This is a genomic window from Bacteroides sp. 214, from assembly GCF_010501015.1.
Classification (GTDB): Bacteria; Bacteroidota; Bacteroidia; order Bacteroidales; family Bacteroidaceae; genus Bacteroides.
Map to the genome: position 1 here is coordinate 23,406 of NZ_QVML01000020.1, position 20,686 is coordinate 44,091.

At 43.5% G+C, this 20,686-nt stretch carries 19 protein-coding genes and 2 tRNA genes; 13 read left to right on the forward strand and 8 right to left on the reverse strand.

The genetic code is table 11. The features are described 5' to 3' along the window. Positions 1-44: 44 nt before the first annotated feature. Both D0T50_RS12425 and guaA read right to left on the reverse strand, forming a co-directional pair. The gene (locus D0T50_RS12425; RefSeq protein ID WP_163223856.1) at positions 45-1,790 is read right to left on the reverse strand and encodes a helix-turn-helix domain-containing protein; all 1,746 of its coding nucleotides are present in this window, start codon (positions 1,788-1,790) and stop codon (positions 45-47) included. Between the two features lie 94 nt (positions 1,791-1,884). Then, positions 1,885-3,408: a glutamine-hydrolyzing GMP synthase gene (guaA, locus tag D0T50_RS12430; protein ID WP_163223857.1), complete on the reverse strand. Its 1,524-nt coding sequence runs from the start codon at positions 3,406-3,408 to the stop codon at positions 1,885-1,887. A 130-nt stretch (positions 3,409-3,538) separates the two neighbouring features. Between guaA and D0T50_RS13890 the strand changes: the two genes are divergently transcribed. Beyond that, entirely contained in the window at positions 3,539-3,667 is a 129-nt protein-coding gene (locus D0T50_RS13890) for a hypothetical protein (RefSeq protein ID WP_255490091.1), read from the forward strand. Positions 3,668-4,499: 832 nt separating this feature from the next. On the opposite strand, the gene mscL is transcribed toward D0T50_RS13890, so the two are convergent. Then, entirely contained in the window at positions 4,500-4,943 is a 444-nt protein-coding gene (gene mscL, locus D0T50_RS12435; RefSeq protein WP_163223858.1) for a large-conductance mechanosensitive channel protein MscL, read from the reverse strand. 139 nt (positions 4,944-5,082) lie between these two features. Between mscL and gap the strand changes: the two genes are divergently transcribed. The 8 genes from gap to D0T50_RS12475 all read left to right on the forward strand — a co-directional run bounded on the left by gap (position 5,083) and on the right by D0T50_RS12475 (position 13,731). Further along, positions 5,083-6,087: a type I glyceraldehyde-3-phosphate dehydrogenase gene (gene gap, locus D0T50_RS12440; RefSeq protein ID WP_163223859.1), complete on the forward strand. Its 1,005-nt coding sequence runs from the start codon at positions 5,083-5,085 to the stop codon at positions 6,085-6,087. A gap of 641 nt (positions 6,088-6,728) precedes the next feature. Beyond that, positions 6,729-8,795, forward strand: coding sequence for a M3 family metallopeptidase (locus tag D0T50_RS12445; RefSeq protein WP_239058267.1), 2,067 nt, complete (start codon positions 6,729-6,731; stop codon positions 8,793-8,795). A 3-nt stretch (positions 8,796-8,798) separates the two neighbouring features. After that, a complete protein-coding gene (locus tag D0T50_RS12450) occupies positions 8,799-9,290 on the forward strand; it encodes a DUF4847 family protein (protein WP_163223861.1) in 492 nt (163 codons plus the stop codon). A gap of 12 nt (positions 9,291-9,302) precedes the next feature. Further along, a complete protein-coding gene (locus D0T50_RS12455; protein WP_163223862.1) occupies positions 9,303-9,743 on the forward strand; it encodes a dCMP deaminase family protein in 441 nt (146 codons plus the stop codon). A 29-nt stretch (positions 9,744-9,772) separates the two neighbouring features. Next, a complete protein-coding gene (locus D0T50_RS12460; protein ID WP_163223863.1) occupies positions 9,773-11,518 on the forward strand; it encodes a S41 family peptidase in 1,746 nt (581 codons plus the stop codon). Continuing rightward, entirely contained in the window at positions 11,430-11,969 is a 540-nt protein-coding gene (locus D0T50_RS12465) for a 5-formyltetrahydrofolate cyclo-ligase (RefSeq protein ID WP_163223864.1), read from the forward strand. The genes D0T50_RS12460 and D0T50_RS12465 overlap by 89 nt, the downstream gene beginning before the upstream one ends. A gap of 19 nt (positions 11,970-11,988) precedes the next feature. Further along, positions 11,989-12,195 carry a hypothetical protein gene (locus D0T50_RS12470; RefSeq protein WP_163223865.1) on the forward strand — a complete coding sequence of 69 codons (207 nt, stop codon included), beginning with the start codon at positions 11,989-11,991 and terminating at the stop codon, positions 12,193-12,195. Positions 12,196-12,210: 15 nt separating this feature from the next. After that, positions 12,211-13,731, forward strand: a complete 1,521-nt coding sequence (locus D0T50_RS12475; protein WP_163223866.1) for a fimbrillin family protein — start codon at positions 12,211-12,213, stop codon at positions 13,729-13,731. A 97-nt stretch (positions 13,732-13,828) separates the two neighbouring features. On the opposite strand, the gene D0T50_RS12480 is transcribed toward D0T50_RS12475, so the two are convergent. The 5 genes from D0T50_RS12480 to D0T50_RS12500 all read right to left on the reverse strand — a co-directional run bounded on the left by D0T50_RS12480 (position 13,829) and on the right by D0T50_RS12500 (position 18,899). After that, positions 13,829-15,817 (reverse strand): hypothetical protein, encoded by a 1,989-nt coding sequence (locus D0T50_RS12480; protein ID WP_163223867.1) that lies wholly within the window; start codon positions 15,815-15,817, stop codon positions 13,829-13,831. Positions 15,818-15,835: 18 nt separating this feature from the next. Then, positions 15,836-16,036: a hypothetical protein gene (locus tag D0T50_RS12485; RefSeq protein ID WP_239058268.1), complete on the reverse strand. Its 201-nt coding sequence runs from the start codon at positions 16,034-16,036 to the stop codon at positions 15,836-15,838. Positions 16,037-16,143: 107 nt separating this feature from the next. Next, positions 16,144-17,265, reverse strand: a complete 1,122-nt coding sequence (locus D0T50_RS12490) for an AraC family transcriptional regulator (protein ID WP_203558244.1) — start codon at positions 17,263-17,265, stop codon at positions 16,144-16,146. A gap of 235 nt (positions 17,266-17,500) precedes the next feature. Beyond that, entirely contained in the window at positions 17,501-17,791 is a 291-nt protein-coding gene (locus D0T50_RS12495) for a DUF721 domain-containing protein (protein ID WP_163223870.1), read from the reverse strand. Then, the gene (locus D0T50_RS12500) at positions 17,778-18,899 is read right to left on the reverse strand and encodes a DNA replication/repair protein RecF (RefSeq protein ID WP_163223871.1); all 1,122 of its coding nucleotides are present in this window, start codon (positions 18,897-18,899) and stop codon (positions 17,778-17,780) included. Before D0T50_RS12500 ends, D0T50_RS12495 begins: the two co-directional genes overlap by 14 nt. Positions 18,900-19,061: 162 nt before the next feature. Here D0T50_RS12500 and D0T50_RS12505 point away from each other — a divergent pair, with 162 nt between their 5' ends. The 4 genes from D0T50_RS12505 to D0T50_RS12520 all read left to right on the forward strand — a co-directional run bounded on the left by D0T50_RS12505 (position 19,062) and on the right by D0T50_RS12520 (position 20,513). Further along, on the forward strand, positions 19,062-19,745 hold the full coding sequence (locus D0T50_RS12505) for a tetratricopeptide repeat protein (protein ID WP_163223872.1): 684 nt from the start codon (positions 19,062-19,064) through the stop codon (positions 19,743-19,745). A 78-nt stretch (positions 19,746-19,823) separates the two neighbouring features. Further along, on the forward strand, positions 19,824-20,318 hold the full coding sequence (ribH, locus tag D0T50_RS12510; protein WP_163223873.1) for a 6,7-dimethyl-8-ribityllumazine synthase: 495 nt from the start codon (positions 19,824-19,826) through the stop codon (positions 20,316-20,318). Between the two features lie 29 nt (positions 20,319-20,347). Then, positions 20,348-20,430 (forward strand) — tRNA-Tyr (locus D0T50_RS12515). 10 nt (positions 20,431-20,440) lie between these two features. After that, positions 20,441-20,513 (forward strand) — tRNA-Gly (locus D0T50_RS12520). Positions 20,514-20,686: the final 173 nt, after the last annotated feature.

A 20,686-nucleotide genomic window follows, 5' to 3' on the forward strand; every position in this document is an offset into this window, starting at 1 on the left:
TATAAGAAACAGATTTCACTTTTAGTGTAAGTGAACCCCATTTTCTAGCGAACGGATTTCTTCATTGCGGAGAACTTACGATACTCGGACGGGTTCATGCCATATTGCTTACTAAATCCGCGGAAGAATGGAGAGTAAGAAGCGTGCCCCGACTCTACGGCAATAGCATCCAATGTTAGTTCCGGATTATTGGTGAGCAGTTCTAAGGCGTATTGCAAACGTAGCTTGGCTATGTAAGAAGAGAATGTTTCGCCACAGCCTTCTCTGATTGCGTTTGCCAGATATACCTCGTTGGTGCCAAGTGTATCTGCCAGTTTCTTGCGGTCTATATCAGAATTGATGAATAGTTTCTGGGTTTGCATCACCTCGGTAAGCTCTATGTATAGTTTCATTTCGCGTGTAAGTTCTTCTTTGGGGATGTGGGCAAAGGCTTGGTTGGCTTCTGCCTCTATGCGGGCTATCTCCTGAATTTGTTTATACAGTGCCAGGTTTCTCTTCTTCAGCTTGTGCGAATAGAAGATGTAGACGAGCAATGCCAGCAGCAGCAGCAAGGAGCCTCCTACCGAGATGATAAGCTGTAAGCACTGGCGTTCTTTCTCGGCTACGATTTTATCGAGTTCGTAAACCGTGCGCAGTTCGTTGAGTTGTTGCAGGTTGTCGACTGTTGTTATTGAGTCGGTGAGTATGGCTAGCTCTTCGTATGCCTCGCAGGCTTCCTTGTATCGGGATAGTTTCAGCAGCGCGCGTTTTTTGAAGTCTACCAGCCGGTGTATTTCCTGAAAGCCATCGGGCCATCTTCTATAAAACTGGAGACAGAGTTCTGAGAGTTCCAGTACTTTTTCGTAGTCTTCTTTATAGTTATAGAAGCTGAGCTTTGCATCGTTCAGGTTTTCTTGTACTAAGTCTTGCTTGCCTTCCACGAAGTGTTCGGCTCTTTCGATGTATTGTTCGGCTTCTTCGTATCTTCCTAACAGTCCCAGTGTTTCTATCATCATGAGGTCGCAATTGAATTGGTTGCCTGTGTTGGCCGATAGGTTTCCCGATTTTTCTATAATGGCGCGTTTTTCTTCGGCCAGTAGTTCGTTCCATTCTTTTAGATAGGTCAGGGATTCTTCTCCTCTTTTTCTTGAGATAAGATAGGAGACGAGCATTCTGTATGCCGGGTCTTGATAGGATACTTTCTGTTCGAGGTTTTCTATTTGCTTTGCGGTTTGGATGCTTTCCACGAAGAAGGGTTCGCTTTGTTCGTGTAGTCCTTGCATGCGGTAGCACATGCCGAAGCTGTAGGCGGCAAGGGCTTGTGTTTCGGGCGTGCCTGTTTGTTTAGCTTCTTGGTACATGTCTTGGCATCTTTGCAGTGCTTTCTGGGGTTTATTGTCGCGAAAGTAGGTGTCTATTTCTATGCGCACAAGGCTGTTGTAGCGTTCCGTAAGGTTGTTTTCTTGGAAGAAGCGAAATGCCTCGGGCAGGGAGTTGTAGAAGAGTTGGTACTCGTTATAGTTGGAGTAGCATAGCGAGCGTGCCAGGAGGGCGAATGCTTCATACATCAGGTTTCCCTGCCGGCGGCTCTCCTTTTCGAGGTCGTCAATAGCATTTAGTTCGGCCTGCATATCGTCGCCATGCACCGCGATGGTGTATATGGAGGCGTAAACTTCCAGCTTTTTAGTGCCTTCGGAGGTTTGCGCTACTTGTCTCAGGCTATCAATTTCGTTTTGTTCTACACCATATATAAAGAAGAAAGGTAATAGCACGTAAAGTGCAAATGTCGTTAATCGCTTTAATGTACACATAAGTTGTTTAATAATTATTTGTCTTTGGGACGTAAATGTATAAAAAAAGCCTCAATCTTTCAAAAAAAATTGAGGCTAATGTTATTTCTTTTCTTTATTCCCACTCGATTGTAGCAGGTGGTTTAGAACTTATATCGTAGGTTACACGATTTACTCCTTTTACCTTATTAATTATATCATTAGATACTTTGCCGAGAAAGTCGTAAGGCAAATGTGCCCAGTCTGCTGTCATAGCATCGGTAGATGTTACCGCGCGAAGCGCTACAGCCCGCTCGTAAGTACGTTCATCACCCATTACGCCTACTGATTGCACGGGTAGCAGGATGACACCAGCTTGCCATACTTTGTCGTACAAATCCCACTCGCGCAATGCGCTGATGAATACATCGTCGGCATCTTGCAGGATACGTACTTTCTCGGGTGTTATATCACCCAATATACGCACACCTAAGCCCGGTCCAGGGAAGGGGTGACGAGTAATTAGATGTTCGGGCATTCCCAACTCGCGTCCTACTCGGCGCACTTCGTCTTTGAAGAGCAGACGAAGCGGTTCGCACAGCTGTAGTTTCATCTTATCGGGCAGTCCACCTACGTTGTGATGGCTTTTTATAACGGTTCCGGTGATGGATAGGGACTCGATAATGTCGGGGTAGATGGTTCCTTGCGCCAGCCATTTCACCTCTTTGAGTTTGTGTGCTTCTACATCGAACACATCAATAAATCCTTTGCCTATTACTTTACGTTTGGCTTCGGGGTCGGTCACGCCTTCGAGAGCTTTGTAGAACTGAGCGCTGGCATCTACTCCAATCACATTCAGCCCAAGACATTCGTAATCGTGCAACACGTTTTTGAACTCATTCTTACGAAGCAGACCATGATCTACAAAAACACAGGTAAGGTTCTTGCCAATGGCCCGGTTTAGCAACACCGCCACTACCGAAGAATCAACACCACCACTCAAGGCAAGCACTACTTTGTCGTTACCCAACTGCATCTTGAGTTCGGCAACGGTATTTTCGATAAACGAAGCTGGCGACCAGTCCTGCTTGCAGCCACAAACATCTACCAAAAAGTTCTTCAATATTAGGGTGCCGTCTTCCGAATGGAATACTTCAGGATGAAACTGCACTCCCCACACTTGCTCACCTTCTATTTGATAAGCAGCAACTGCTACCTTATCAGTAGAGGCAATAGCCTTAAAGTTGTTGGGAATTGTGGTAATGGTATCGCCATGGCTCATCCACACTTGCGAATTATCTTTTACACCTTTCAACAAAACATTGTCTTTACAGAAAGAGGCTAAGTGTGCGCGTCCATATTCTCGTGTTCCTGCCGGTTCTACTTTTCCGCCATTAGTGTAGGCAATGTACTGCGCACCATAACAAATTCCCAGAACAGGATATTTCTTACGTATCTCACTAAGGTCTATCTTGAACGCATTCTCATCATAAACGGAGAATGGGCTACCAGACAGAATAACGCCTTTTACTGTTTCGTCGCCAAAAGGAAACTTATTGTAAGGAACGATTTCGCAATACGTATCCAACTCGCGAACTCTACGCCCAATGAGCTGAGTGGTTTGCGAACCAAAATCAAGAATGATAATTTTTTCTTGCATAATAATATCAGGTGTATTGAATTTGGATGCAAATATACTCGATTATATTCTTTTTTTATCCTTGCACAATCATTATTTTAAGAAATTGTACAGCTACAAAAGAAGTACTATAAATCTAATGCATTGAGTTATGCAGATAATGCAATGCTTTAATGGTGCTAATGCATTGAGTTATGGGAATAATGCAATGCTTTACGGATTAAATGAATTCTGGTTAAACGCTGAGTTACGCGAGTTACGCGGAGGGTTTAAGTTTTAAAGTTTTAGTTTTACGATGCCGCATGGGTGCGCAGCCTATCCTCCTTTGGAGGAGGTGCCCAAAGGGCGGAGGAGGATATTTTGCAAATGATGCTGTGCTGTCTCTCAATCACCCTCCGTGCAACTCTGCATCAATTGCCGGTTGCTTTAACTATTCTTTTGCATCAATTGCCGGCTGCTTTAGCTGCCGGATCTGTGAAATGTTTTTTTGAATTGGCTTTAGCCAAACCCCTCCTTTTGGCTAAAGCCATTGCTTGTGATGACTGCCTAGATCCGTCGGTTAAAACCGACGGCAATTGATATTAACTAAACCCGCTGCCGCGTCCTCCTCCGCCCTTCGGGCACCTCCTCCAAAGGAGGACAAGCTGCGCCCTTTACACGGCATCGTAACTAAAACTCTGGTAACCCTGTGTCTCCGTGGTAAAATGAATTTCACCTAACCCTCCGCGCAACTCGCGCAACTCAGCGTTTAAACAGCATTTCCTTTAAACTATATATATAATATTTCTTTTTTTAGCCTCTTTTCGGAGGGTGGTTACCTACCTCTATAGAGGTTCAAAAAACAAAACTTTAAAGGGGGTAAAGCGGGCGCCCGGGCGCGTTCTTATATAGTGCTCTTTTTTTTAGTGCCAAAACACCTCCTTTTAACCTCTCGAAACCTCCTGTTTCGTGTCCTAATTATTTATTTTTTTGAGGTTGTTTTAACGTATTTTTGCTATTTTACGTAAAAAAAGAGGACATGAGTGGGGAGGTTCCGAGAGGTTAAGGGGGAGGTTGTTTTTCTCCTTTTTGGGTTCTTTTTAGCACTTTTCCATAAGGGCGCTAATAAAGAGCTATTTTTTCTCTTTTAAGAGATCGCGAATTTCGGTCAGCAATACTTCTTCTTTGCTTGGTGCAGGAGGAGGTGCTGGTGCAGCGGGCTTCTCTTCTTCTTTTTTCTTCGACAGTTTGGTCAGCAAACGGATGAACATAAAAATGGAGAAGGCAATAATCAGAAAGTCGAACGTAACTTGCAGAAAGTTACCGTAGTTCAATGTTACAGCTGCTGCCACCTCTTTTCCATCTTCGGCGACTTCGGCTGCTTTCATTACCCATTTCAAATCAGTAAAATTTACACCGCCTACCAATAAACCAATAGGAGGCATAATAATATCGGCTACAATCGAAGATACTATTTTTCCAAACGCACCACCGATAATAACACCGACAGCCATGTCAATCACGTTGCCTTTCATAGCAAAGGCTTTAAACTCCTGTAAAAAGTTAGATTTCCCCATTTTTTTTCATTATTAATAGTAATCGTGCGTAAAATTAAAAACAAATTCTTAATTTTGCACCGCTTTTGATAACTGAATATGCAGTATCTCTACATATTTTATAAACTAACATTACAAAACCCTTAAAAGTTTAAGCAAAATGATTAAAGTAGGTATTAATGGTTTTGGCCGTATCGGACGTTTGGTATTCCGTGCTGCTCAAACAAGAAATGACATTGAGATTGTAGGTATCAATGACCTTATCGACGTAGAATACATGGTTTACATGTTGAAATACGACACCGTTCACGGTCGCTTCACCGGTACTGCCGAAGCTAAAGACGGTAAGTTAATTGTAAACGGAAAAGCTATCCGTGTTACAGCAGAAAGAAACCCAGCCGATTTGAAATGGAACGAAGTAGGCGCAGAATATGTAGTAGAATCTACAGGCTTATTCCTTTCTAAAGATAAAGCTCAAGCTCACATCGAAGCTGGTGCTAAATATGTAGTTATGTCTGCTCCTTCTAAAGACGACACCCCAATGTTCGTTTGTGGAGTAAACCTCGACTCTTATGTAAAAGGTACTCAATTCGTATCTAACGCTTCTTGTACTACTAACTGTTTGGCTCCTATCGCTAAAGTATTGAATGACAAATTCGGTATCACAGATGGTTTGATGACTACAGTTCACGCTACAACAGCTACTCAAAAAACAGTTGACGGTCCTTCAGTGAAAGACTGGAGAGGTGGTCGTGCTGCTGCTGGTAACATCATCCCTTCTTCTACAGGTGCTGCTAAAGCCGTAGGTAAAGTTATCCCTGTATTGAATGGTAAATTGACAGGTATGTCTTTCCGCGTTCCTACTTTGGACGTATCGGTAGTTGACCTTACTGTAAATTTGGCTAAAGAAACTACTTATGCTGAGATTTGTGCAGCTATGAAAGCAGCTTCTGAAAACGAACTGAAAGGTATCCTTGGTTACACTGAAGACGATGTAGTATCTTCTGACTTCATCGGTGATGCTCGCACTTCTATTTTCGATGCTAAAGCAGGTATCCAATTGACTCCAACATTTGTTAAAGTTGTATCTTGGTATGACAACGAATGGGGTTACTCAAACAAATGTCTTGAGCTTATTGCTCACATGGCAAAAATCAACGGATAATCCAATAACAGATTACCATAATAAAGAAAAAGAGGGTGTGTCAAAAACGATACACTCTCTTTTTTTTGCAAAAGTCTGAACTATCTAACTATCTCAATATCGGGCTTCGTTATAGGGGGTGTATCAGACGTCGAAGCGCTGACAGCGCGACATACTTAGCCCAGGGTCAGGGAGCGAAGCGAGTACAGCCCTGGGTTTTGGAATCGGCAACGTGAATTCAAGCTCTGTAAGAGCAGCACACTATTGGCTTTTTAGTGCCGTTCTTTCAGAACTCTTTGCTTGTTGTAGTCACTGTCCTGGGGTTTTACCCCAGGCAAAATATGTCAGGCTTTCAGCCTTCTGCTTGCAGATATAATTATAAAAAAAAGAAAGAAGCTGTTTTGAATTTGCTCGTTCTTTCATTTGGTGCTATTTTTAGGCTGTTTGTTTTCTTTTTAAGGCGATAATAGCGGGCTATTTGAGCTGCAAAAAGGACAGTTTCTTATGCAGTCACTATACTTTGTTAAAAAGAAAGTGCTAAATATAAAGTTATCAACAAAATACCTAATTTTGTATTAATCATATTAAGAATAAAAACAATTATAATATCTCTCACTATGAAAAGAATTCATTTTATTTCACTTTTAATACTTTTATGTATAATGACAGCATGTACAGAAACCGCAAAGAATCCATTCTTTGAATCTTATAACACACCACATCAAACCGTACCGTTCAATCTTATCAAGATTGAGCATTACAAACCAGCATTTCTGGAAGGTATAAAACAACAAGAAGCTGAGATTAAAGCAATTACAAGTAACTCAGAAGCGCCTACTTTTGAGAATACAATCTTAGCATTAGAGAACTCGGGCGACTTACTAAGTAGAGTTTCTAATGTTTTCCACAACATACTTTCATCCGAAACCACCAACGAAATGCAAGCTCTTGCCAAAGAACTTAGCCCTATACTTAGCAAACATGGCAATAACATTACGCTGAACGAAAAACTCTTCGAAAAGGTAAAAGCTGTATACGAAAAGAAAGAATCGTTGGGACTCAACGCCGAGCAAGACCGCTTGCTCACCAGCTCGTACGAGAGTTTTGTACGCAACGGAGCAAACCTGCAAGACGAACAAAAAGAGAAATACAGAGAATTATCTGAAAAACTAAGCATGCTTTCGCTTCAGTTCGGTGATTATAATCTGGAAGAGAACAACAACTACAAATTAGTCCTAACAAATAAAGAAGACCTCGACGGACTACCCGAGGGCGCGATTGAAGCCGCTAAAGAAACCGCCAAAGAAAAAGGTGTGGAAGAAGGATGGGTAGTAACACTCGACGCACCAAGCTACATTCCATTCATGCGCTATGCCAAGAACAGGGATTTGCGCAAGGAACTATATATGGCGTACAACACCAAATGCACACACCAGAACACCACCAACACAGAAGGCATTGTTGAGAACCTGGTAAACTACCGCATGGAATTGGCGCAACTGCTTGGCTATACAGACTATGCCGATTTTGTATTGACCAAACAAATGGCCGAGAACAGTCAGAATGTATATAACCTGCTCGACCAACTATTGAAAGCATACACTCCTACCGCCAAACAAGAAGTAGAGAACGTGCGTAAGTTGGCACAACAACTGGAAGGCAAGGATTTTGAACTGATGCCATGGGACTGGAACTTCTATGCCAACAAGTTGATGGAGAAAGATTTTAACTTTAACGAGGAGGTACTTCGTCCATACTTTGAACTAAGCAGAGTAAAAGAAGGAGTGTTTGGATTGGCAACCAAGTTATATGGTATTACGTTCAAGAAAAACACCGACATACAGGTATATCACGAAGATGTGGATGCATACGAAATATTCGACAAAGATGGCAAATACCTTGCCGTACTCTATACAGACTTCCACCCACGTGCCGGAAAACGCTCGGGCGCTTGGATGAGTGCGTACAAAGAACAATGGATTGACCAGGAAACAGGAGAGAATAGCCGCCCACACATCACGTTAGTGATGAACTTCACCAAGCCAACCGCCGATAAACCGGCATTGCTTACTTTTGATGAAGTAGATACTTTCCTCCACGAGTTTGGTCACGGATTGCACGGCATCTTCGCCAACTCCAACTACGAAAGCCAAAGCGGCACCAACGTATATCGCGATTTCGTGGAGCTTCCATCGCAACTGATGGAGAATTTCGGAACAGAACCCGAGTTCCTGAACACCTTTGCCAAGCATTACCAAACCGGCGAAACTATTCCGGTAGAGTTAATACAGAAATTAAAAGAGAGCGAAAACTTCAACGTAGCCTACCTATGCCTTCGTCAACTTAGCTTCGGCTATCTGGACATGGCTTGGCACACACTGAAGACTCCATTCAAGGGCGACGTAAAAGCGTTTGAAAAAGCAGCTTGGGCAAGCACACAGTTACTCCCTACATTAGAGGAAACTTGCATGAGCGTACAATTCTCGCACATCTTTGCAGGTGGTTACGCCTCTGGTTATTATGGATACAAATGGGCAGAGGTATTGGATGCCGACGCTTTCTCACTCTTTAAGCAAGAGGGAATCTTCAACGAAAAGGTGGCACAATCCTTCCGCGACAATATTTTATCGAAAGGAGACACCGAAGCGCCAATGACTTTATACAAACGTTTTCGTGGGCAAGAGCCTACCATTGACGCATTATTGGTTAGAAACGGAATAAAAAAATAACGTATGAAATACAAAATCTTTTATGTATTGTTAGGCTTACTACCCCTGTTAAGCAGTTGCGACGAGTCGGATGATGTAGGAGAAATATTCTTAGGAAAGACCTGGAAGCTTACCGAAATCATGGACGAGAAAGGTAAACGCGTAGATTACTGGGCAGGCGATGATAATGCCCGCGAGGCATCTTACCAACTGAAAGCAAAGGCAGGAAACTTTACCATTACCTTTGAAGGTGTAGAGACAAAGAACAGCATAAAAGGTAACTTTACCGGACGCGCCATCAGCAAGAACATTGCCGGCACCTGGGAAGCCGATGGCGATAGCCATCAATTCTCCACAAACCAACATGCCGAAAACGACAGTGATGTACTTGGCACTAAGTTCATCCGGGGATTGAGCAATGCGTACAAATATAGCGGCGACAGCAAAAATCTCCTTATTTACTTCAGGGAAGAGAAAGCTGTGAGGTATTGTCTTTTTCATATAACCAACGAATAAACCCACGCAAGTATGAATGCGGTACAAAAGAAGCAGTTCGAATTAGATACGCGTTACATGAGAATGGCACGTATCTGGGCCGAGAACTCCTATTGCCAACGCCGAAAAGTAGGCGCTCTGATTGTAAAGGACAAAATGATTATCTCCGACGGATACAACGGTACCCCTTCAGGGTTCGAGAATATCTGCGAAGACGAAACCAACACGACCAAGTCCTATGTATTGCATGCCGAAGCAAACGCCATCACCAAAATAGCCCGGTCGAGCAACAGCAGTGATGGGGCAACGCTTTATGTAACCGCCGCCCCATGCATTGAGTGTTCTAAGCTAATCATTCAGTCGGGCATTAAACGCATGGTATATGCAGAAAAGTACCGGTTGGAAGATGGCATTGAATTGCTTCGACGCGCCAATATCGAAGTGGTCTTCCTGAATCCCGAAGAAAACAAATAAATATAAAACTCCATATAATAGAATAGCACATGGGAACCAAAAACCCTTTTCGTTTTACTCCTTTAATAATAGCCGTCAGCATTGTAACAGGTATTGTTATCGGTACATTCTATGCCCGAAATGATAGCGGCAGCAAATTAAGCGGCATCATCAACGGAAGCACAAACAAACTTTCCACCCTGTTGCGTATTGTAGACGATCAATATGTAGACTCTGTAGACATGACCGACCTGATAGAGAAAGCCATGCCACAAATTCTGGGAGAGCTGGATCCACACTCCATCTACATCCCTGCTAAAGATTTGGAAGCAGTAAACTCTGAGTTGGAAGGAAGTTTCAGCGGAATAGGTATACAGTTCTCTATCCAACAGGATACAATCCATGTGAATAGTGTTATACCGGGTGGACCATCCGAGAAAGTAGGTTTAATGGCAGGCGACCGCATCGTGGCTGTAAACGACAGTGCGTTTGTTGGCAAGAAGGTAACCAACGAAACCGCTATGAAAAACCTGAAAGGGCCCAAAGGGACAGAGGTAAAATTGGGTATCAAGCGCCGCACAGAAAAGGAAATCATATCCTTTACCATTGTTCGTGGTGACATCCCTCAACATACGGTAGATGCTGCTTATATGATTGATGATAAATTTGGCTACATCCAAATCAGCAAGTTCGGTCGTACCACACACATTGAGTTACTCAGTGCCATTGCCTCGCTGAAACACAACAACTGCCAAGGAGTTATCATCGATTTGCGTGGAAACACAGGAGGATACATGGAAGCGGCCATCCGCATGGTAAACGAGTTCCTGTCCGAAGGCAAACTAATTGTTTATACCCAAGGACGAAAGTATGCCCGCGACGATAAATATGCCAACGGAACCGGAAGCTGCCAGACACTACCCATGGTGGTACTTATAGACGAGTTATCTGCCTCGGCAAGCGAAATCTTTGCGGGAGCCATTCAAGATAACGACCGCGGCACCATTGTAGGACGCCGGTCGTTTGGCAAAGGATTGGTACAACAACCTATCGAATTCAATGATGGGTCGGCCATTCGCCTGACCATAGCCAACTACTACACCCCCGCAGGACGCTCTATTCAGAAACCATACGAAAACGGGAAAGACGCGAACTACGAGCTCGACTGGTACACGCGTTACGAACATGGCGAATTTTTTTCGGAAGATAGCATTAAGATGAACGAAAACCTGCGTTTCAAAACAAGCTTAGGACGGGTAGTTTATGGTGGCGGTGGCATTATGCCCGACGTATTTGTTCCGCAAGACACCATAGGAATAACCTCGTACCTGCGCACAGTTATCAACCATGGATATACCTATCAGTTTACCTTCCAGTACACAGACAAGAATCGCGAAAAACTCGCTGAATTTGAGGATACAGAATCATTGGTAAAACACCTGACCAGCCAGAATCTGTTGATGCAGTTTATCAGGTATGCCGACGAAAAAGAGGTAAAAAGAAGAAATATCCTCATCAACAAATCGTATCGCCTGTTGGAAAGAAACCTCTACGGCTACGTTGTTCGCAACATGCTGGGCGAAGAGGCCTACATTGAGTACTTCAACCAAACAGACAACACCGTGTTGAAGGCACTCGAAATATTAGAAAAAGGCGAAGCACTGCCCAAGCCACCGGCAGAAGAAATCGTCATAGAACCGCTACCCGATGAAGGAACAGAAAAAACAACTGCGCAAGCAGATACGAGAGAAGAAGTCCCTGCACTCAGACTCTACGCTCACAGCCTGGTCGGATGAGACGCTGAGACGGCTGGAGGCGCATCCGGCTTTCTGCCGCGCCAAAGTCGTTGTTGCCTACTACTCCTTGCCCGACGAAGTGTGTACGCATCAGTTCGTAGAGAGGTGGGCCCGCCAGAAAACCATCCTCCTACCCGCCATCGTGGGCAACGAGCTGGAACTGCGCAGATACACCGGTGCCCATAGCCTGCGCACAGGTGCCTACGGCATCCCCGAGCCGGCGGGCGAAACCTTCCAAGCGTATCACGAAATAGACCTGATCATCATTCCCGGCGTAGCCTTCGACCGCGCGGGCCGCCGCTTGGGACGGGGAAAAGGATACTACGACCGCATCTTGCCCCAGCTCAATGCCTACAAAATAGGAGTATGTTTCCCCTTTCAGCTGGTGGAGGAGGTGCCCACCGAGGAGTTTGATGCGAGGATGGACGAGATAATTCAATATAATTTCTAACAATCTAAAAACAATAAACATGAAAACAATTTATGAAAAGCCACAGGTTGAAATCATCAACGTGGAGAATGAAGGTGTAATGGCCAATAGCCCCGGCGGACAACTGCCCGGCGGTTATGGCAATGGAGGAGGTATAGGCGCAAACAGCACCCGTAGTACAAACACACACAACAGCTCGACCAGGCAAGAACTGGAAGACTTGATTAACGATGTATTAACCTACTAAAAAACAACAAGCCGTATGAAAAAGAATATCAGTTACTACGCGCTGCCGGTGGCAGCCCTCTTGCTATTGACCGGATGCAGCAACGACAACGAAACCCTGCAGGATTCCCCGACGGATGGCCGCCAAATTACAATCAGCGCAGCGCAGGGATCGTTGAACGAAACCCGGTTGGCATACGATTATCAAGTTGGTGGAACCATGGATATTGCATGGAGTGCCAACGATGCTTTTTATGTAATCGACACCCATAGCAACAGTGCCACTGATGGAAAAACATTTACCATCCAAGGCAATGGCGGTGGTAATACAGCTAAGTTCTCGGGTACGCAGCCTGCCGGCGCTACATTTAATGCCTTTTACCCGGCCGCCAAAGCAACCGGAAAGACTTGGAGCGAGTGCGAATTCGACATGAGCGGGCAGGAACAAAACGGAAATGCCTCTACCGCGCATCTCTCCGATTATAATTTCATGACATTGACTCAAGAAATTACAAGCACCGATCTCGAAGAATCAACCCTTAGCTTCCAGCACGGAATAGCCATATTCCGCATAGAGGTAACACTGCCCGCTGGTAAAACGCCCGGCGAGTTGCAACTAAAAACCCGCGAAAGCGACCCGTACGATGCAAGCCCGTATGGTTTCGTCATCAATAAGGGGGTGAATGGTGCATTGCGACGCGTGAGCCACACCACCTCTATGACGCTTACCGACGTAAACTCGAACCAGTTTACCGCCTACATGGCCGTTCTGCCTACCACACTGAAGGGGGGATTGAGCATAGAAATATATTGCACGGATCATTCGGCCTATAAAAAAGACATAGCCTTTGAGACGTGGAGCTTTACGGCAGGAAAAATATATCATGCTAAAGTAAAAAACACCGACTTAGTCGATATCAGCCACACGGTGTATCACGGGGGTTTAATTGCGAGTATGAATTTGGATAATAACCAAATAAAATCGGCAGCCGATTTAAAGTACGTAATGGAAACCGTTCCAATGACGTTTGCCGGAGAAACATTCACCCTAACTACCGATATCCATGTAACGGCCAGTGAATGGAAAGCTGTATATATGATTGGAGAATATACTGGACTTGTCGAACATAATCTAAATGGAAACAATCATATTGTAAGTGGGCGACTTATCAATAAAGCTTATGACTACTACTTTGGGTTTATAGGCCGGTCTTCTCAAAGTGAAATAACGGGGCTACACGTTACCGCGGATATAGTAAATGAACGTGCTGATGCCGAAAACATCGGGGGTATAATTGGCCAATCAAACGGTAGTACTATTAGCAATTGTTCTTTCTCCGGGTCTATAGGAGGAGAAAGCGCACAGTATGTAGGAGGAATTTGTGGGTCAATTGATGATTATAACGCAAAATCTAGTACCTTCGCAAACAATAACAACAATACTTGTACACTCAAGGGAATAACCACAGGAGGGTTAATTGGTGCCATTTGGAATTCAACTCCTATTATCAGTGTGTGCAATAGTCTTTGCAGTCCTCCTATAGGAGCTAATCTATAGCTTTAGCCGCAATGGGGATGCGCAAGCGCGCAACACAAAAAGAAAGGTGTCGAATTCAGTTCGACACCTTTCTTTTTGGTTTATTGGTGTAATCACATTAAGGCTGGTTGCCTTTGTTGTTGGAGCCTATGGGATCCAAGCCGGAATTGTTTGTATTGCTGGCGTTAAAATCACTCAAGCAATTACCTCCAAGCCCACCAACATACGATTTACCATATATTTTGCTTGAATGGCTAACGTTGCCGTTAAAAGTAATAGTGTATGTATCAGCAAAGCCAACAATGCCACCTACTTGAGTAGCGTTTGCATTTCCTATAGTTCCATGGTTCTCGTTTCTTTCGAGTGTACTATCGTCATAAGAAAGATCACCCAGAATGCCACCTACACCTGCAATAGCATCTACTTTTCCGTAGTTAACGCAATCGGATATTTTACCTACACCCATACCACCCAGAATGCCACCTACACGTCCGTCAATCGCATTTATTCCGGTTACTGTGGCGTAATTCTTGCAGTTGCTGATTGAGCCTTTATCATTACTACCACTGAACTGACCCACAATGCCGCCTAAGCCATCGTAGGCTTGTCCAGCACTATTGGCAACAATGCTGCCGCGCGAGGTACAGTTTTTAATAACAAGTTCGCCCACGGTTGAAGAAATTACATTGAAACGTCCTAAAATACCTCCTGCTATACATCCCGCTGTTAAGTTTCCTGAGAAATGGCAATTCTCTATTGTTACACTGTTGTCTCTTAAGTTTATAATACCCACTATTCCACCAATTTGGTTATTGCTTGATGTTACATTAGCCGCAACGGTGAGGTTCTTAATTACCATGTCAGACGTATTTTGGTTGATACTTCCAAAAAAGCCGGAGTTATCATCTGAAAGGTTCAATGTTCCGGTTATGCTGTGTCCGTTTCCATCGAAATTTCCCAAAAACGCATGATCGTAATCACCCAGAGGAGTCCAAGTATTTGCTGTTACATGGATGTCGGTGGTTAGTTTGAAGAATTTCCCGGCATAATCTTCCCAATTCTGGACTTCGTTAATCAACTTTTTAAGTTGCTGGGCCGAGCCGATTTCGATGGCGGTAGCTTCTGTGCTTCCATCGCCGCCGCCGTATTCTACGCTTGTAAAGTCGGTCATGGCAGCCACTGTGTTGTCGAACTCGGATGTTTGCACAGGCGCACCTACGCCTTCTGAATTAAATGCAATCGTGGCGGTGTACATTTTCCCGGCTTGGAATGGGGTGCTTACAACGGGTGTTGCTGAAAATTTTCCAATTTCAGTTTCACCGCTTTTTAAAGTTACTATTAAATAAGAACCAAATCCCTGGTTAGTACTAAAAAGAGGAATATAAACATCAAAGCTTGTCGCAGCATTTCCTAAGTCATAATCGGCCAGGGTAAATACAGATTTATTTTTAACTACATTATTATTTATCAACAAAACATTGTTTTGGGCCGCTAATTCAACAGTTGTAGGATTTAGCCTTGCACCTGTAACCGCAGGAAGCCGAAAGGAGAACTTTAAAACATAAGCCATGTGCCCAAAAGTAATATCTGGAACCGATGCAGCCCCCGCACCTATATTAATACCCATGGCTCTCATCGGCAATTTTCCTTCATTTCCAAACAATCTGGAATCGTTGGCGGATTGTTGGGTTGGAACAAGAACATCCAACTGGCCAAAAACAATTTCCGGTTCTTTAGAAAAATAGGCCACTCCACCTGCTATGGCAGGAATATCACCATCGCCTGTGTATGTAAAGGAGGCACTTTTACCATCATCGGAAATAGCTTCTGCATTCTCTATCTTAAAGGTTGCTTTCTTTGTAGTAGCTTGATATATATAAAATTCATCGCCAACCTCCCATTTCAATTCCAGCTTCTCGCCGCCGTTTTCATCGTAAGTATTGGTATAGGCCATGCGTGTTTCTACCTCTTGGGGCATACTGGCACGTATGGTAAGTTTGTTGTTCTGTGGGGTTTCTACAAATACATCTTCGTCGCTACAAGCCACTTGGAAAGTAATAAGGGAGATTAGTGCCAGCAATTGCACAAATAGTTTGTTCTTTTTCATTGCGTGTTTCCTCCTTTATTAATAGGTTAGTAAATCGTTGATTAAATCTTCCAGTTCGCTCGACGAATGGGTTGTTGTTCCGCTACCGGTAGATGTACTTTGGTAGATGCCTCCGCCACTTTCGATGTCGGAAATACCAGTACCACCACTTGTGGCCATTACGCCTTCGTTTTCCACGCCGATTAGTTCGATGCGCGGAGATTGATAAATTTGTTTCATTGATCTTTTCAATTTGTTAATAATTATAGACGCGCAAAGATACGGCGGATGCGCCCCATGTGGTTTAACGGGTTCGCAAAAGGAATTAACTGATTAAAAAAAAGTGACTATTCGGCGCTTGTTTGTTTTCGGCGCCACTCGGTAAGTGTCATCCCTTCGCATTGCCTGAATGCGCGGCTAAAGGCAGAGCTGTGTGTAAATCCGCACGCTTCGGATAGCTCTTCCTGAGATATTTTGCTGTTGAGCAACAGCTGTTCTTTGGCATATTCTATGCGCTTGTGTTTAATAAATTCGCCGAAGCTGGTATGAAACTCCTCTTTCAGTATGCGCGAAATGTAGGTGCGGTTTGTATAGGCCAGGCGAGCTATATCGTCTACCTTGACCTTTTTTTGCAGGAATATTTTTTCTTCATCAACAATCTGGTTGAATTTGGGCAGCAGCTTTGTGCGGATAGTGCCACCTTCGGCACCGGCTTCGCCCTCGGGTGTCTCTTTGTTTTCGGGAGCGCCGTATCCTTTCTCCAGGGCTTCGTTGTCGGCTTGCTTTAACTCTCGCGCAAAACTCTCGGCTGTGTATTGCGAGAAGCATACATGGTAGGATGTGTAATAACAGATAATTGCCATTAAAATCCCCACGACAGAGACCCAAATATCGTATTCGATGTAGAGCAGATATCCGGCTGCAGCAACGATAAGCGTAAGCAACAGCAGCGCCAGTATTCCATACCACACCGCCCAATGATGGTGCATGTCTTTGTCATCTGCATCGGAGAAGAAATCGTCCAACCGCTTGCGATAGGACAGCAACCGTCGCCCGGCATATACAAACACTATAACCGCCTGCAGAAACAGGAACAGACTATATACGTATTCGTTAGAAATAAGCAGGAGCGTGCGGTAAGGAAGTTCATCGGGCGATACATTTCCATAACTCTCCATCATGGCTTTTGTATAAAGCGTGGAGTGTTCTTCGCCCAGGAGCAGATAAAAAGCAAGCGTCATGCCACCAATCCACACAGCAGGAAAAAGAAGCAACCCTACCTTTAAGGGTGACAATCGCTCATTATCGCCCGTCACCTCCCTGAAATATAAATATATAGCAGGGATGAAAAGAAGCGAGATAAAAAGATGGAGGATATCCAGTTTATAATAAAGGCTGTAGTTGCCATCGCAAAACCAGTAGTATGCGGTGATGCTCATGGAGATGGTCATTAAAACGGTAGTTACCATCCAGATGTTTTGCGAGCGGGTGTTTGTTTTTCTTCTCAAGAAAAAGTACAATAGCCAAAACAGGCAGATGGCAGATGGCATTAATATAGAAATGAACCTTAGCATAAAAAACAAGGGTTAATCATGGGTTGCGTTAATGAAACGACAAAGATAAATAATATTACTCCTCGTGATTTAACCGATTGACAAATCCAATTAACACGCCAACAAAATAACAACGAATAATGGGATATAATCAGCGAAAAACGATATTTGTAATAACAGTAGCCCCTACTTCTTTGTTCAGATTGCGCACCAGCAACTCGCGCCCCATCATCAGCTCCTGGCGCAGGGCGGCAGAACTCAAATGAACATAAAGCGTTTGATTTTTGATGTAAAGTTCCTTTGTATACGAAGCGATAGCCGGCCCAAGCACCGTACTCCACGAATCAATCAATCGTTTCTCGTTGAGTGGACCTTCCAGACTCTCCTGTCTTAGAAATTTTTGAATCAACAATCCTATAGATTCTGCTTTACTTCGTCTCATTGCTACTTTCATTTATTTCGGAAATCGCTCCGTTGTTTACCTGAAATATTTTGTAATCACTCCCCACGCGATACAATATCTCATCTAAATGTTCGCGGTTGGTGTCTGTAATAAAAATTTGCCCAAAGCGATTGTTGGACACCAGCTTCATTATTTGCTCTACACGCGAAGCATCCAACTTATCGAAAATATCGTCCAACAACAACAATGGTGTAGTCAATCCTGTACGTTTAAGGAAATCGAATTGTGCCAATTTCAGTGCCACGAGGTAGGTCTTGTTTTGCCCTTGCGAACCTTCGCGCTTGATGGCGTAATCGCCAATAAGCATATTCAGTTCGTCTTTATGAATACCACATAGCGAGTGCCCCACTATCCGATCGCGGTCGCGACTCTCTTTAATAGTCTGCAACAGCGAACCCCTATTCGCATGAGATTCGTAAGACAAGCCTACCCGCTCGCTATCTTGCGAAATCAATGAATAGAACTGCTGAAAGATTGGGATAAATTCGCTGATAAAAGCATTACGTTTACGATAAACCACTTCGCCGGTTTGCGCCATCATCTCTTCCCATACAAGAAAGAGTTCTTCGTCAACCGGCACATCGCTTTTTAATAAGGTATTGCGTTGTTGCAATGCTTTATTATATCGTATCAACGCATCAAGATATTCTTTATCGTATTGCGATATAACCACATCCATAAATTTGCGGCGTCCATCACTTCCACCCGCAATCAAGTCCGAGTCGGCGGGCGACACCATCACCAATGGAATAAATCCGATATGTTCGGACAGTCGGGGGTATTCTTTCTTATTCCGTTTGAATTGTTTTTTCTGCTTATGCTTCAAGCCACAGTAGATTTCTTCGGGCGTACCATCTTCGGTTTCATAGAACCCTTGCAGCATAAAGAATTCCTGACCATGACGGATATTTTGTGAATCAATAGGATTTCCCGCGCTTTTACAAAAAGAGAGAAAATAAACGGCATCCAGCAGATTGGTCTTTCCCATACCATTCAGTCCAAAGAAACAGTTCATCTTGGCAGAAAGATTTAGCTCTACTTGCTCAAGGTTTTTGTAATTAAGTATAGATACGCGGCGTAATATCATTTTCGAGAAGTGTGGTTGAATGTTGCAAAAGTAGCAAGATTTCGTGGTTTTAAGGTATGAAACGAAAAAATATCCTTTCAAATTTCGTTTATATTTAGAAATAAACTACTTTTGCTGACCGAATTATAAGGAATAAGAACATCTAAAAGATAGTAAAGAGAAATGGCTGATAAAAAGAACCCAAAAGCAGAATTGAATGTTGAGGAAGCGCTCACTCAATCAGAAGCATTTATTATTAAAAATAAGAACCTCCTGATCGGAGCTGTTACAGGCATTGTAGTGATTATTGCTGCTGTATTACTATATACTAATTTCTATGCGGAACCTCGCGAAGAAAAAGCACAAGTAGCACTTTTCAAAAGCCAAGAGTACTTTGAAAACGAAGCTTACGACCTCGCATTAAATGGCGACAGCCTTGGCAATCTGGGTTTCTTGGCAGTAGCCGACCAATTTAGCGGAACAAAAGCCGGTAAGCTGGCAAGTGCTTATGCAGGACTTTGCTACAAAAACCTGAACGAGTTTGAAAAAGCAATTAAAGAATTAGATAAATTCAACGGCAAAGACCGCATGGTTGCTCCTTCTATCTTGGGAGCCATTGGTAATTGCTATGCCGAACTTAATCAATTGGACAAAGCAACAGCTTACCTTACCAAAGCTGCTAATGCTGCCGACGCTGCATCAATAAGTCCTATATACCTTGTTCAAGCCGGACAAATTTATTTGAGCCAAGGCAAAAACGACGATGCTTTGAAAGTTTTCAATCAGGTAAAAGATAAATATCCAGCTAGTTTCATTGCTATGGATATAGACAGATACATTGAGAAAGCGAAATTACTGAAGAAGTAAGTACTACATTTATTATATATATAGCGGTTAAAAAGCTACTCCGGAAGGGTAGCTTTTTTCCTTTAACAACAAACAACTATGGCAACAGCTTATCACAACCTTTCAGATTACGACTTAGCATCGGTTCCTGATGCTTCGAATATGCACTTTGGCATTGTTGTATCAGAATGGAATCCTGCCATTACCGGCAACCTACTGAAAGGCGCAATAGAAACATTAGAGAAACATGGTGCGAAGAAGGAAAACATACTAATCAAAACAGTACCGGGAAGTTTTGAATTAACCTTTGGTGCCAGCCAGCTTATCGACAATAGTAACGTAGACGCTGTTATTGCATTGGGCTGTGTGATAAAAGGAGACACTCCCCATTTCGACTATGTTTGTGCCGGTGTTACACAAGGAATAACAACACTTAATGTAACAAGTGGAATTCCTGTTATTTTCGGCCTAATTACCACCAATACAATGGAACAAGCAGAAGACAGAAGTGGTGGTAAACTTGGAAATAAAGGAGATGAATGTGCTATTACTGCAATAAAAATGATAGATTTCGCTTGGAGTTTGCAGAAATAATTGTATCTTTGCACTGCATTTTCAAAAAAGGGCAGTTACCAGAGTGGCCAAATGGGTCTGACTGTAACTCAGATAGCTTACGCTTACGGTGGTTCGAATCCATCACTGCCCACACAAAAGATGCGGAAGTAGCTCAGTTGATAGAGCATTAGCCTTCCAAGCTGAGGGTCGCGGGTTTGAGCCCCGTCTTCCGCTCTACAAAAGAGAACCTCTAAAAGGTTCTCTTTTTTTGGGATCAACGTAAAAACCTGAGGGATTTTATTTTTATGGGATCAACGTAAAAACCTGAGGGATTTTATTTTTATGCATAAATATTTGTCAGCCTGTATATAAAGAATTCCCTTTCCCTTACTCCTCTGAACTGTGCT

Coding starts and splice junctions, on each gene's coding strand:
- D0T50_RS12475 (WP_163223866.1), top strand. CDS start 12,211: ATGAAAAAGAATATCAGTTACTACGCGCTGCCGGTGGCAGCCCTCTTG.
- D0T50_RS12470 (WP_163223865.1), top strand. CDS start 11,989: ATGAAAACAATTTATGAAAAGCCACAGGTTGAAATCATCAACGTGGAG.
- D0T50_RS13890 (WP_255490091.1), top strand. CDS start 3,539: ATGCAGATAATGCAATGCTTTAATGGTGCTAATGCATTGAGTTATGGG.
- mscL (WP_163223858.1), bottom strand. CDS start 4,943: ATGGGGAAATCTAACTTTTTACAGGAGTTTAAAGCCTTTGCTATGAAA.
- D0T50_RS12505 (WP_163223872.1), top strand. CDS start 19,062: ATGGCTGATAAAAAGAACCCAAAAGCAGAATTGAATGTTGAGGAAGCG.
- D0T50_RS12490 (WP_203558244.1), bottom strand. CDS start 17,265: ATGGTAACTACCGTTTTAATGACCATCTCCATGAGCATCACCGCATAC.
- guaA (WP_163223857.1), bottom strand. CDS start 3,408: ATGCAAGAAAAAATTATCATTCTTGATTTTGGTTCGCAAACCACTCAG.
- D0T50_RS12460 (WP_163223863.1), top strand. CDS start 9,773: ATGGGAACCAAAAACCCTTTTCGTTTTACTCCTTTAATAATAGCCGTC.
- D0T50_RS12480 (WP_163223867.1), bottom strand. CDS start 15,817: ATGAAAAAGAACAAACTATTTGTGCAATTGCTGGCACTAATCTCCCTT.
- D0T50_RS12495 (WP_163223870.1), bottom strand. CDS start 17,791: ATGAGACGAAGTAAAGCAGAATCTATAGGATTGTTGATTCAAAAATTT.
- gap (WP_163223859.1), top strand. CDS start 5,083: ATGATTAAAGTAGGTATTAATGGTTTTGGCCGTATCGGACGTTTGGTA.
- D0T50_RS12445 (WP_239058267.1), top strand. CDS start 6,729: ATGACAGCATGTACAGAAACCGCAAAGAATCCATTCTTTGAATCTTAT.
- D0T50_RS12465 (WP_163223864.1), top strand. CDS start 11,430: ATGAAGGAACAGAAAAAACAACTGCGCAAGCAGATACGAGAGAAGAAG.
- ribH (WP_163223873.1), top strand. CDS start 19,824: ATGGCAACAGCTTATCACAACCTTTCAGATTACGACTTAGCATCGGTT.
- D0T50_RS12485 (WP_239058268.1), bottom strand. CDS start 16,036: ATGAAACAAATTTATCAATCTCCGCGCATCGAACTAATCGGCGTGGAA.
- D0T50_RS12500 (WP_163223871.1), bottom strand. CDS start 18,899: ATGATATTACGCCGCGTATCTATACTTAATTACAAAAACCTTGAGCAA.
- D0T50_RS12425 (WP_163223856.1), bottom strand. CDS start 1,790: ATGTGTACATTAAAGCGATTAACGACATTTGCACTTTACGTGCTATTA.
- D0T50_RS12450 (WP_163223861.1), top strand. CDS start 8,799: ATGAAATACAAAATCTTTTATGTATTGTTAGGCTTACTACCCCTGTTA.
- D0T50_RS12455 (WP_163223862.1), top strand. CDS start 9,303: ATGAATGCGGTACAAAAGAAGCAGTTCGAATTAGATACGCGTTACATG.